The sequence below is a fragment of the Streptomyces sp. NPDC026092 genome (genome assembly GCF_040638605.1).
GTDB lineage: Bacteria > Actinomycetota > Actinomycetes > Streptomycetales > Streptomycetaceae > Streptomyces.
Genome location: NZ_JBEZYN010000030.1, coordinates 68327 through 80400 on the forward strand (window position 1 = coordinate 68327; position 12074 = coordinate 80400).

13 protein-coding genes are annotated in these 12074 nt (G+C 73.0%); 8 read left to right on the top strand and 5 right to left on the bottom strand.

The features are described from left to right. Nucleotides 1-120: 120 nt before the first annotated feature. The 4 genes from AB0F56_RS33325 (at nucleotide 121) to AB0F56_RS33340 (ending at nucleotide 4728) form a co-directional block, all read left to right on the top strand. Nucleotides 121-1509, top strand: coding sequence for an HtaA domain-containing protein (locus AB0F56_RS33325; protein WP_362016619.1), 1389 nt, complete (start codon nucleotides 121-123; stop codon nucleotides 1507-1509). Nucleotides 1510-1580: 71 nt separating this feature from the next. Further along, nucleotides 1581-3107 carry an HtaA domain-containing protein gene (locus AB0F56_RS33330; RefSeq protein ID WP_362016620.1) on the top strand — a complete coding sequence of 509 codons (1527 nt, stop codon included), beginning with the start codon at nucleotides 1581-1583 and terminating at the stop codon, nucleotides 3105-3107. 96 nt (nucleotides 3108-3203) lie between these two features. Beyond that, nucleotides 3204-4070, top strand: a complete 867-nt coding sequence (locus tag AB0F56_RS33335) for a hypothetical protein (protein WP_362016622.1) — start codon at nucleotides 3204-3206, stop codon at nucleotides 4068-4070. Next, nucleotides 4048-4728, top strand: coding sequence for a PhzF family phenazine biosynthesis protein (locus AB0F56_RS33340; RefSeq protein ID WP_362016624.1), 681 nt, complete (start codon nucleotides 4048-4050; stop codon nucleotides 4726-4728). The genes AB0F56_RS33335 and AB0F56_RS33340 overlap by 23 nt, the downstream gene beginning before the upstream one ends. A 9-nt stretch (nucleotides 4729-4737) precedes the next feature. Here the strand turns inward: AB0F56_RS33340 and AB0F56_RS33345 are convergent, their stop codons facing one another. Both AB0F56_RS33345 and map read right to left on the bottom strand, forming a co-directional pair. Then, a complete protein-coding gene (locus tag AB0F56_RS33345) occupies nucleotides 4738-5388 on the bottom strand; it encodes a biliverdin-producing heme oxygenase (RefSeq protein WP_362016626.1) in 651 nt (216 codons plus the stop codon). Nucleotides 5389-5502: 114 nt separating this feature from the next. After that, on the bottom strand, nucleotides 5503-6360 hold the full coding sequence (gene map / locus AB0F56_RS33350; protein WP_362016628.1) for a type I methionyl aminopeptidase: 858 nt from the start codon (nucleotides 6358-6360) through the stop codon (nucleotides 5503-5505). Nucleotides 6361-6418: 58 nt separating this feature from the next. Here map and AB0F56_RS33355 point away from each other — a divergent pair, with 58 nt between their 5' ends. Continuing rightward, complete coding sequence (locus AB0F56_RS33355) at nucleotides 6419-6673, top strand: hypothetical protein (protein WP_362016630.1); 255 nt, start codon at nucleotides 6419-6421, stop codon at nucleotides 6671-6673. Nucleotides 6674-6694: 21 nt separating this feature from the next. Here the strand turns inward: AB0F56_RS33355 and AB0F56_RS33360 are convergent, their stop codons facing one another. Together AB0F56_RS33360 and AB0F56_RS33365 are read right to left on the bottom strand one after the other, a co-directional pair. Next, a complete protein-coding gene (locus AB0F56_RS33360) occupies nucleotides 6695-8014 on the bottom strand; it encodes an MFS transporter (RefSeq protein WP_362016632.1) in 1320 nt (439 codons plus the stop codon). A 95-nt stretch (nucleotides 8015-8109) separates the two neighbouring features. Further along, nucleotides 8110-8712, bottom strand: a complete 603-nt coding sequence (locus AB0F56_RS33365; RefSeq protein WP_362016634.1) for a hypothetical protein — start codon at nucleotides 8710-8712, stop codon at nucleotides 8110-8112. A 101-nt stretch (nucleotides 8713-8813) separates the two neighbouring features. Between AB0F56_RS33365 and npdG the strand changes: the two genes are divergently transcribed. Then, nucleotides 8814-9512 (top strand): NADPH-dependent F420 reductase, encoded by a 699-nt coding sequence (gene npdG, locus AB0F56_RS33370; protein ID WP_362016636.1) that lies wholly within the window; start codon nucleotides 8814-8816, stop codon nucleotides 9510-9512. A gap of 111 nt (nucleotides 9513-9623) precedes the next feature. Beyond that, nucleotides 9624-9815, top strand: a complete 192-nt coding sequence (locus AB0F56_RS33375; protein WP_362016638.1) for a hypothetical protein — start codon at nucleotides 9624-9626, stop codon at nucleotides 9813-9815. Between the two features lie 25 nt (nucleotides 9816-9840). Here the strand turns inward: AB0F56_RS33375 and AB0F56_RS33380 are convergent, their stop codons facing one another. After that, a complete protein-coding gene (locus AB0F56_RS33380; RefSeq protein WP_362016640.1) occupies nucleotides 9841-10635 on the bottom strand; it encodes a site-2 protease family protein in 795 nt (264 codons plus the stop codon). 99 nt (nucleotides 10636-10734) lie between these two features. Between AB0F56_RS33380 and AB0F56_RS33385 the strand changes: the two genes are divergently transcribed. Further along, a partial coding sequence (locus AB0F56_RS33385; RefSeq protein ID WP_362016642.1) for a BTAD domain-containing putative transcriptional regulator occupies nucleotides 10735-12074 on the top strand: 1340 nt, incomplete at its 3' end.

Here is a 12074-nt window from a genome sequence, read left to right on the forward strand (position 1 = left end):
CGAGGCGAGTTCTCTGCACGGGGAAGCACCGTCCTGTTCGTTCTGGGTAGCAGTCTGTCGTTTTGCCTCCGGGCACCTTAGGTTAGCCTTACCTCACTTGCCAGCCCTCGGAGGGGTTCCATGCTGCTGTCCAGACCCGCCCGGGCGTTCACCGTCCTGCTCTTCGCGGCGATCCTCGGGTCCCTGCTCCCGGCCACCGCCGCCCAGGCCGCGGGCCGTACGGTGCAGGGGGGCAGGCTCGACTGGGGAATCAAGTCCTCCTTCCAGAGCTACGTCACGGGCCCCATCGCCCAGGGCAATTGGAACCTCACGGGCGGCACCGCCACCGTCGGCGGCAGCCAGTTCCGCTTCCACTCCGCCCAGGGCTCGTACGACCCCGCGACCGGCGCCCTCACGGCCGGCTTCTCGGGCGGGGTCCGCTTCCTCGGTCACCGCAAGAGCGACGGCACCCACGAGCTGGATCTGACGATCAGCAGGCCCCGGGTCCGGATCGAGGGCGGGCGCGGCACGCTCCACGCCGACATGGCGAGCAAGGCCAAGGGCTCGGGACAGGTCACCACCTCCTCGCAGGTGCCGCTGGCCTCGCTCGACCTGTCCGGCATCGACATGCGCGGCGGCGGCAGCCCGATCTCCCTGACCAACGTGCCCGCCACGCTGACCGCGCAGGGCGCCCGCGCCTTCGCCGGCTACTACACGGCCGGTACGCCGCTCGACCCGATCAGCCTCACCGTCGACGTGAAGGCGGCCGCCGAACCGACCGCGACGAAGTCCCCCGAGCCGTCGGCGACGACCTCCGCCGCCCCCGGCGGATTCCGGGACGGAGCCGTCGACTGGGGCGTGCGCCGCACCTTCCGCGAGTACGTCACCGGCTCCATCGCCCAGGGCAGGTGGACCCTCTCCGCCGGTGCCCAGGACGGCGGCGCGCTGTTCCGCTTCCCGAGCGGAAAGGGCACGTACGACCCCCGGAAGCAGACCCTCGACGCCGACTTCGCGGGCTCCGTCCGCTTCACCGGCACCCACATCGACCTCGTCCTCGGCCAGGTCTCGGTCACGGTGACCGGCGGCAAGGGCACGCTCAGCGCCGATGTCACCAGCGCCGGCAAGACCGAGAAGGCCGTCCCCCTGGTCACCTTCACGGCCAAGGACTTCGCCCCGAAGAACGGCCTCGCGGTCCTGGCCGAGGCGCCCGCGACCCTCACGGAGGGCGGCGCGAAGGCGTTCGGCGGGATGTACAAGGCCGGTACGGAGATGGACCCCGTCTCGCTGGCCGTCGCGGTCGACGCGAAGGCCCAGCTGCCGGCCCTGCCCGACCTGGGCAGCGACACCAAGCCCTCGGCCGCCGCGTCACCTCCGGCTTCCGCCCCGGCCGCTCCGGCGAAGGCGGCGGCCTCCGAGGACTCCTCGGCGACGGCCACGTACCTCGCGCTCGGCGCGGGTGTGTTGCTCGCCGCGGCGATCGCGGTGTACGTCGCCGTCAGGCGACGCCGCACGGCGCCCCCTTCGGCCTGACCCCACCCTTCCGGGCCCCGTAACCCCCCAACCTCTCCCTCACCCCCGATCCCTGTAGGAGACCACCCACCATGGCCACGACCACCCGTCGACCCGTCGCCCTCGCGGCGGCCGTCGCCACCGCCGCCGCCCTCGGGGCGAGCGTCTTCGCCCTGCCCGCCCTCGCCGCGGACGGGCCGGACAAGGCGGCCGGCGCCCCCGTCATGGAGCTGAAGGAGGGCACGCTGGACTGGGGCTTCAAGGAGTCCTTCCGCAAGTACCTCGCCTCTCCGATGGCGGCGGGCAGGACCACGGTGGCCGGTGGCGCGAAGCAGGCCGCGGACAACGGGGTGTTCACCTTCGTCCACGGCACCGGTACGTACGACACCGGGACGCACGCCACGGCCAACTCCTTCAAGGGCAGCGTCCACTTCGAGGCCCACCACGGCGTCCTCGACATCACGCTCTCGGACGTGAAGCTCTCCACCAAGGGCACGGCCGCCCCGACCGGCGAGATCACCGCCGACGTGGTCACCAAGGGCAACGACGGGAAGTTCGTCACCCGTGACGACGTCGCGATCGCCGCGCTCGACATGAGCAAGGTGCGGCCCGGCCAGGGCGCGGGCGGCGCGATGGTCTTCAAGGACATACCGGCGAAGCTGACCAAGGGCGGCGCGGAGGCCTTCGCGGGCTTCTACAAGGAGGGCGACGCGCTCGACGCCGCCACTCTGACCGTGAAGGCGGGCGGCACGAAGCCGACCCCGACGCCCACCCCGACGCAGACCACGCCCACCCCGACCCCGACTCCGACGAAGACCACGGCCCCGCCGACCACCGCCCCCACCACGACCGCTCCCACGACCGCGCCGACCACGGGCACGCCGTCGGTCGTCAACGGCAAGCTCACCTGGGGCGTGAAGGAGTCCTGGCGCTCGTACGTCGTCAGCACCTGCGGCGGCAAGGCCACCACGACCGGCGGCGCCACGAACAACGGCTCCGTGTACGACTTCGGCTTCGGCTCGGCCACGTGGGACGCGAAGGCCCGCAAGGCCGACGCGGTCTTCGAGGGCACCGTCCGCTTCGCGTGCGCGGCGCACACGATCGACCTGGCGATCAGCGACGTGAAGGTCAAGGCGAACGGCTCCTCCGGCACCGTCGTCGTGGACGTCACCACCGCCAAGGGCACGAAGAACGACGTCACCTTCGCCGACCTCGACCTGTCGACGGCGGACTACTCCGCGAAGAACGGTGTCGTCACGCTCAAGAACGTCCCGGCCAAGCTGACCAAGGACGGCGCGGCCCAGTTCGCGGGCCCGAACGGCGAGGCCTTCTACAAGCCCGGCACCGCGATCGACCCGGTCACGGTCGCCCTCACCGTCGACAAGGACGCCACACTGCCGTCCACGACCGGCGGGACCAACGGAGGCACCACCGGCGGCACCTCGACCGCAGGCGGTGGCTCGACCACCGGCGGCGGCACGGTCGGCGGCTCCGGCTCCCTCGCCGCGACCGGCTCCGACGTGCCGACCGGCACCCTCCTCGGCGCGGCCGGCGCCATCGCCGCCGCGGGCGCGGCCGTCGTCATCGCGGTCCGCCGCCGCACGACGACGGAGTCCTGACCCGCCGGCAGCCCATAACGCCACCCCCCACAGGCAGGGCCGCACCCCCGGAAACGGCGGTGCGGCCCTGCCGCATGTCCGACTAGCGTGCGGCCCATGCCCACCCGCCTGCGCCGCGAGAACCTCCCCGGTGCCGTGTTCCGCCTCGACGGCCCGCCCGAACCACCGCCCCTGCGCTGGGAGATGACGGACGGCCGCCGGATGCTGCTCCGCCAGTCGGGCCGCCCCGTCCTCCTCGCCCGCGTCGACGAGGACCGCGGCGGGATCCGCGTCCACCGCCGCCCCGGCTACCGCTCGCCCCTCCCACCGATACGCGCCGACGAAGCCAGACAGCGGCCCGACTGGGTGCGCCGGTACGCGGGTCGGCTGGACGCCGCCGACGAGGGGCCCCTGCACGCGGGCCGATGGATCTTCGGACCGCGTGCGGTGTTCCCGCCGTACGTCTGGGGCGAGGACTTCCTGACGGAGTGGCCGGACGGCCACCTGGACTGGAACCAGGGCTGGAACGGCGTCCTGCCCCTGCGGAAGCTGTCCGCCCCGGACGCCCCGCGCGTCAAGGCGTACCGCAGGCAGGCCAGGGAGGGCAGCCTCGCACCCGTACTGCTCTGGTCGGTGACGGCCCTCGACGGCTGGGTCCTCCTCGACGGCCACGACCGGGCGGTGGCGGCCCTCGCCGAGGGCGGGACGCCGCGCACGGTCGTGCTGTCCCGCGCGGAGGACGAGGAGAAGGTGACGGTACTCCTCGGTTCCGTGGCCGAGGAGTACGAGAAGGTGCTCACCCGCGAGTTCGCCGGCCCCGACCCGGAGCGGCAGCGGGCGGCCTGGGTGAGAGGCCTCTCTCATGCCGCCGCCGGAGCCCCGTACGGCGAAGCGCGTACGCACGCCTGGCAGATTCCGGGTGGGGCCGCCGAGTGGGACGGCTGGATGCTTGAATTCGGCCATGCACACGACCGTGACGAGTAGCGCCACCGACATCGACGTCCTGCGTGTCTTCTGCGCCGGCGACGGGCGGTTCGGCAACGCGCTGGGGGTCGTACGGGACGGGCGCGCGTATCCCGACGAGGCGGCCCGGCAGGCGCTCGCCAAGGAACTCGGGTTCAGCGAGACCGTGTTCGTCGACGATCCCGAGCGGGGGAACGTCGACATCTACACGCCCGGTGTGCGGCTGCCGTTCGCCGGGCACCCGCTCGTCGGGACCGCCTGGCTGCTCGATCTGGAGCTCGTCCGGCCGCCCGCCGGTGAGGTGTGGGTGCGCGGCGACGGGGAGTTCACCTGGATAGAGGCCCGCGCCGAGTGGGCCCCGGCGCGGACCCTGCGGCGGTACGGCTCGGCCGCCGAGGTCGACGCGCTCGACGTGCCCGAGCCGGGGGTGTGGATCTACGCCTGGGCCTGGGAGGACGAGGCCGCCGGGCGGATCCGGGCGCGCGGCTTCCCCGGGCGCGGGGACGGGATCGACGAGGACGAGGCGACGGGCGCGGCGGCCCTGCTGCTCACGGCGGAGCTGGGCCGGGCCCTGAACATCACTCAGGGCCGGGGGTCGCAGATCCTGACCGCCCCCGGCCCCGACGGAGTCATCGAACTCGGTGGCCGGGTCCGCCTGGAGCGGACCCTCACCGCCTGAGTCCCGAACTCACGCGCTCAGCGGGAACTCGCTGCCCAGCTCCCGGAACACCGCGCCGTTGAAGTCGAACGCGCGCTTGCACTCGTCGATGATCCGCTGCTTCTCCAGGTCGTCCGCGTTCACCCCGTCGAGCAGCTCCCGGTAGCCCCGCTTGAAGGCCGCCGGGTTCGTGATCTCGTCGAAGACGTAGAAGCGGACGCCGTCGCCCTTGCGCGCGAAGCCCCACGTGCGCTCCGCCTTGTCGCGGATGATCTGGCCGCCCGACAGGTCGCCGAGGTAGCGCGTGTAGTGGTGCGCCACATAGCCGGCCGGCCACTCGCGCGCGCACTCGGCCACCCGCTCGGCGTACGCGGCGGTGGCGGGCAGCGGGGAGAGACCCTCGCGCCAGTCCGGGCCCCGCAGGTGGGCGAGGTCCTGCTCCAGAGCGGCCGTGCGGAACAGCTCCGGCTGTATGAAGGGCCCGGCCACCGGGTCGTTCCGCAGCGCCTCCGCACCGTCCTCCAGGGCGCGGTACACGAACCAGAGCTGCTCCGTGTACCGCGTGTACGCCTCGACGGCGAGCCGGCCACCCATGAGGTCGCTCATGAAGGTCGACGTCTCGGCCTCGGTGTGCTGCTCGTGAGAGGCCGTACGGATGAGCGTCGAGAAGGGCGTGTCCAAGGCGTGCCTCCGAGGCCGATGGGGACGGGAACCTGCTGAGATACTGCTACTTAGGCTTACCTAAGTCAACTGGTTCCCGACGTCCTGTCGGTAAAAAACTACCCCGGGGAGGCGTCAGGGCAACGTGAGAATCTCGGCCCCGGTCTCCGTCACCACCAGCGTGTGCTCGAACTGAGCCGTTCGCTTTCGGTCCTTGGTCACGACCGTCCAGCCGTCCTCCCACATGTCGTACTCGTGCGTGCCCAGCGTCAGCATCGGCTCGATCGTGAACGTCATGCCCGGCTGGATGACCGTGGTGGCGTGCGGGGAGTCGTAGTGGGGGATGATCAACCCGGAATGGAACGACGAGTTGATGCCGTGTCCGGTGAAGTCGCGCACGACGCCGTAGCCGAAGCGCTTGGCGTACGACTCGATGACCCGGCCGATGATGTTGATCTGCCGGCCCGGCTTGACCGCCTTGATCGCCCGGTTCAGGGACTCGCGGGTGCGCTCGACGAGCAGCCGGGACTCCTCGTCCACGTCGCCGCAGAGGTAGGTGGCGTTGTTGTCGCCGTGGACCCCGTTGATGAACGCCGTGACGTCCAGGTTCACGATGTCGCCGTCCCGGAGGACGGTGGAGTCGGGGATCCCGTGGCAGATGACCTCGTTGACCGAGGAGCAGAGCGACTTCGGGAAGCCGCGGTAGCCGAGGGTCGAGGGGTACGCCCCGTGGTCGCACATGAACTCGTGCGCGACCCGGTCCAGCTCGTCCGTGGTGACACCCGGAGCGATGTGCTTGGCGGCCTCCGCCATCGCCTGCGCGGCGATGCGGCCGGCGATCCGCATCCGCTCGACGGTGTCGGAGTCCTGCACCTCGGGCCCCGTGTACGGAGTGGGCGCGGGCTTCCCGACATACTCGGGACGGCGGATGGCTCCCGGAACGGAGCGGTGGGGAGAGAGCTCCCCCGGTACGAGCAGCGACTGGCCAGACATGTCAGCGAGTCTAACGACCGCGTCTGGGGCAGCATGGCCCCAGAGGAAGGAGCCGACGATGGCCCTGTTCAAGAAGCGCACGGTGGGCAAGCCGGGCGAGTGGTACTACTGCCTGGAGCACAAGACGGTCGAGGAGGGGCCCGACTGCCCCGCGAAGAATCGCTTCGGCCCGTACGCCGGCCGGGAAGAGGCCGCCCACGCGATGGAGACCGCGCGCGAGCGCAACCTGGAGTGGGAGAACGACCCCAAGTGGCACGACGGCTCCCAGGACTCCTCGACGGACGCTCCGAAGGCGGACGGGACGCCTGAGTAGAGGCGACCGCCCGGCCGAGCCTCAGGCCGGGGCCCCGGCGGCCCCGGCCTCCGCGCCCGCTGCCTCCGCCTCGCGTGCCTCCTGCGCCGCCTTGTGGCGCCGCGCGTCCTCGTCCGTGTCGGAGTCGTACGTGAGCAGCTTCGGCAGCGTCAGACAGAGCAGCCCCACCGCGGCCACACAGGCCACACCGCCGCTCCAGACCGCCGCCCGCGTGCCCGTCCAGCCCGCCATGGCGCCCGCGCGCACCTGGCCGAGCTGCGGGCCGACGCTGTAGGAGAGGACCTCGATCCCGGCCAGGCGGCCCCGCAGCTCCTCCGGGATCGTCTGGTTCCAGATCGTCGAGCGGCCCAGGCCGCTCAGCATGTCGCCCGCGCCCGCGAAGGCCAGGCAGAGCAGCACCAGCCACACGTTCCCGAACCAGCCGGCCGCCGCGATCGCGAGCCCCCAGCCCGCCGCACCGAACACCACGAGCAGCCCGTGCCGGCGGATCTTCGCGGTCCAGCCGCTGGTCATGCCGAGGACGAGCGAGCCGACCGAGCCCGCCGCGTACATCAGGCCGAGCGACCACTCCGCGTCCAGCTCCGCCGCCAGGAACGGGAAGATCGCGTTCGGGAAGGCGAAGAACATCGCGGCCAGGTCGATCGCGTACGTACCGAGCAGCACCGGCCGCGACCACGCGTACCGCGCGCCCTCGGCGATCCCGCGCAGCGAGGGCTTCTCGGCGTCGTGCGCGGGCGGCGCGGGGGAGAGGCGGCGGCAGAGCAGGACGGAGAGCGCGAAGCCGGCGAGGGTCACGCCGTACGCCGTCGCCTGCCCCGCGTACGCCACGACCAGGCCCGCGAGCGCGGGACCCGCGATGGCGCCCATCTGCCAGCGCAGCCCGTTGAGCGCGGCGGCGGCCGTCATCTGGTCGTGCGGGACGATCCGGGCCAGGAGCGAGTCGAGCGCGGGCCGTTGGAGCCCGGACAGTGCGGAGACCAGGGCCGCGACGACGTAGAGCGGCCAGAGCAGCGGCTCCGACAGGAGCGAGTTGAGCAGCAGGATCAGGGCGAGAAGCCCGAGCCCCGCCTCCGTCGCGACGATCACCTTCCGCCGGTCCACGGCGTCCGCGAGCGCTCCGCCGTAGAGCCCGAACACGACCAGCGGGACCAGTTCGACGGCGCCCATCAGACCGACGGCGAGCGGCGAACCGGTCAGCTCCATGATCTGCAGCGGCAGCGCGATCAGGGCCATGAAGCTCGCGAAGACGGTCACCAGGCCCTGGATCCACAGCAGCCGGAAGTCGCGGGAGGAGCGCCACGGCGCGAGATCGGGCAGCACGGCGGAGAGCTTCGACGTCACGAGGCACCATGCTCCGTCGGGCGCGCGGCGCCGGGCAACCGAATTACGGGGCGACGGGCCAGGTCACATGGGCTCAGTGCTCACAAAGCGGTGGCTCACCAGCCCGTCGGCGGCGGTGACGTCAGGTGGTCCGCCAGGAGCGAGAGGCGGTCGCGGAGGCGGCGCCGACCGCGCGGCGGCGGCAGGCTGTTCTCCCCGGCCGCCGCGCTCACCAGGTGCTGGACCGTGTCCAGGTCCACCTCCGCGCCCGCCCGCACCGTCAGCGTCTCGTGCGCCAGGCCGTGCACCTCCGGGTCGCCGCCGTCGAGCGAGAGCACCGTCGCCCCCGCCCGGCGCGCGTCGTGGACCCGCTCCAGGAGCCCCGCGTCGGGCCGCTCAGGCGCCACCAGCAGCAGGGTCGCCCTGCCGCGCGCCGCCTCCAGGCGCCCGAGGCCGACGGCCAGGTGCGCCGGGTCGCCCGGCCGCACCCGGTGCCGTACCAGTGTCGGTGCCAGCTCCGGTTGGCCCGACCAGGCGGCCTCGTCCACGAGGTGCGCGCACAGGTGCCAGGGCTCGTACCCGTCCGTCCCCACCAGGAGCAGCCCGCCCCCGTGCGGGACGACGGAGGAGCGGAGCGCGGCCGCGAACCGGCGGGCCTCCCTCGGCCACTCCGTTCCCGCGAGCACCTCGCGCAGCAGCGCGACCCGTACGGCATCCATGGCGCCGCATCCTGCCGCAGCCGGGCCGCGCGCGTGAGGCGGTCGCCGAGGTTCCACCCGTACGGGATCGGATGGGGCGACCGGCCAGTAATGTCGAGGCCATGACTACGACTGACAGCAAGCCCGCCCCCAAGGACCCCTGGGACCTCCCGGACGTGTCCGGCCTCGTCGTCGGCGTCCTCGGCGGCACCGGCGACCAGGGCCGCGGCCTCGCCTACCGCCTCGCCAAGGCCGGCCAGAAGGTGATCATCGGCTCCCGCGCCGCCGAGCGCGCGCAGACCGCCGCCGACGAGCTCGGCCTCGGTGTCGAGGGCGCCGACAACGCCGAGTGCGCCCGCCGCAGCGACATCGTGATCGTCGCCGTGCCGTGGGACGGGCACGCCAAGACCCTGGAGTCGCTGCGCGCCGAACTCGCGGGCAAGCTCGTCGTCGACTGCGTCAACCCGCTCGGCTTCGACAAGAAGGGCGCCTACGCCCTCAAGCCCGAGGAGGGCTCCGCCGCCGAGCAGGCCGCCGCCCTGCTCCCCGACTCCCGGGTCGCCGCGGCCTTCCACCACCTCTCCGCCGTGCTGCTCCAGGACCCGGCCATCGACGAGATCGACACGGACGTCATGGTGCTCGGCGAGGAGCGCGCCGACGTCGAGATCGTCCAGGCCCTGGCGGGCCGCATCCCCGGCATGCGCGGGGTCTTCGCGGGCCGGCTGCGGGGCGCCCACCAGGTCGAGTCGCTCGTCGCCAACCTGATCTCGGTCAACCGCCGCTACAAGGCCCACGCCGGGCTCCGCGTCACCGACGTCTGAGCCGACGGACGACCCGACATCTGCGCTCACGGACGACCCGCGACGGAGCGAGGCCGGGCATAGGGGACACTGGACAGGCACTCAGCCGTACCCGGACAGGAGCCGACCCCCATGCCCCGCCTCGCTCTGTACGCCCTCGCCGTCTGCGTCCTCGCCGTCGTCGCGGCCGTCGTCTCCTTCGCCGCGGGCATGTGGCTGGGGATCGTCTGGGTCCTCCTGGCCGGCCTCTCCTCGAACATGGCCTGGTACTACTTCCGCCGCGCGAAGGCCGAGGCCGCGGCCGCCTCGCACACCGAGGCGTAAAGGCTCCCAGGGCCCTTCGAAAGCCCTAGACCGCGCAGAGCTCCGGCGTCTCCTGCCAGAAGCGGTAGAGGTTCGAGCCGCAGTAGCGGGAGATCTCCGGCACGCCGAGCGCCCGCATCAGCGCGTCGATCGTGTCGAAGAACGCCCCGTTGATCGCCGGGACGAAGAGCAGCGCGATCACCACGAAGAAGCCGTACGGCGCGTACGGCTCGATCTGCCGCTTGATCTTGTAGGACAGCCAGGGCTCGATCACCCCGTAGCCGTCCAGGCCCGGCACCGGCAGGAAGTTCAGGAGTGCCGCCGTCACCTGGAGGAACGCCAGGAAGGCGAGCGCGTACTGGAACGCGAGCGGCACGCCGTCCAGCGCGTCCAGCCAGAACGGCGCCGTGCAGACGATCGCGAACAGCACGTTCGTCAGCGGGCCCGCCGCCGAGATCAGGCTGTGCTTCCAGCGGCCCCGGATCCGGCCCTGCTCGATGAAGACCGCGCCGCCCGGTAGACCGATGCCGCCCAGGATCACGAAGAGCACCGGCAGGATGACGCTCAGGACGGCGTGGGTGTAGGCGAGCGGGTTGAGCGTGAGGTACCCCTTCGCCCCGATCGTGATGTCCCCGCTGTGCAGCGCCGTGCGCGCGTGCGCGTACTCGTGCAGACAGAGCGAGACGATCCAGGCCGAGGTCACGAAGAGGAAGATCGCCAGGCCCGGGGAGGCCGCGAAGTCGCTCCACACCGCCCAGCCGGTGACCGCCATGACGGCGAGGATCGCCAGGAAGACCGGGCTGATCCTGCGCTCGTGCCTACGAGTGGTGGCCGTCGTCATCGGTGGGACTCCTCAGGGCGCGGCGGCGTGTGTGCGGGAAACGTGCCGGGGCGGGGGTGAGTTCCTGCGGAGATCCCCGGCTCACGGAGAATAGAGCCTGTGCGCTATTACGTCCTCGGCCCCACCCAGGTCCACACCGCCGACGGCAGCCCCGTCGCCCTCGGCGGGGCGCGGCTGCGGTCCCTGCTGACCGCGCTCGCCCTCCGCGCGGACCGGACGGTTCCGGTAGGGACCCTGGTCGCCGAGGTCTGGCCCGACGACCCGCCGGGCGACGAGGTCGCCGCGCTCCAGGCCCTGGTCGGCCGGTTGCGCCGGGTCCTCGGCCGGGAGGCCGTGGTGTCGGGGCCCGGCGGGTACCGGCTCGCGGCGGGCACCGACGACGTGGACGCGCGCCGCTTCGAACGGCTCGCGGGGGAGGGCGTACGGGCCCTCGAAGCGGGCGACCCGGCGGAGGCGGCGCGGCTGCTCGACGAGGCGCTCGGCCTCTGGCGCGGGCCCGCGCTCGCGGACCTGCCGGACCGTACGGCGGAGGCCGCCCGCTGGGAGGCCCGGCGCCTCGACGCGCGACGGGCCCGCTTCTCGGCCGCCCTCGCGCTCGGGCAGGCCGCGTCCGCCCTCCCCGAACTGGCCGCCCTCTGCGAGGCCCACCCCCTCGACGAACCGCTCCAGGCCCTCCGGATCAGGGCCCTGCGCGCCACGGGCCGCGCGGCGGAGGCGCTCGCCGCGTACGAGTCCTTCCGCCGCGCCCTCGCCGACAGCCTCGGCACCGACCCCTCCCCGGAGCTGCGCGCCCTGCACGCGGAACTGCTCGCCCAGGAACCGGAGGCCCCGCTCGCGACCCTGCCGGCGCCGAAGGCCGCCGCCGCGCGCCCCGGCAACCTGCGCGCCCGGCTGACCAGCTTCGTCGGGCGGGACCAGGACATCGCCCGGCTGCAGCAGGACCTGCGCGACAGCCGGCTCGTCACCCTCCTCGGGCCCGGCGGAGCCGGGAAGACGCGGCTCTCCCAGGAGGCGGCCGAGCGGGCGGCGGACGCCGACGCGCCCTGGCCCGACGGGGTGTGGCTGGCCGAACTCGCGCCCGTCACCGACCCCGAGGCCGTCGCCGAGGCCGTGCTCGGGGCCGTCGGGGCGCGGGAGACCGTGCTGCGCGGCGCGGGCGCCGAGGGGCTCAGGACCGCCGACGACGCGCTGACCCGTCTCGTGGAGCACTGCGCGTCGCGTCGTCTGCTGCTGCTTCTGGACAACTGTGAGCATGTGATCGGGGCGGCGGCGGAGTTGGTGGCCGTGCTCCTGGTCCGCTGTCCAGGGGTGACGGTCCTCGCGACGAGCCGTGAACCGCTGGGTGTGCCGGGGGAGTTCGTACGGCCGGTGGAGCCGTTGCCGGAGCGGACGGCGCTGCGGCTGCTCGCCGATCGGGGGACGGCTGCCCGGCCGGGTTT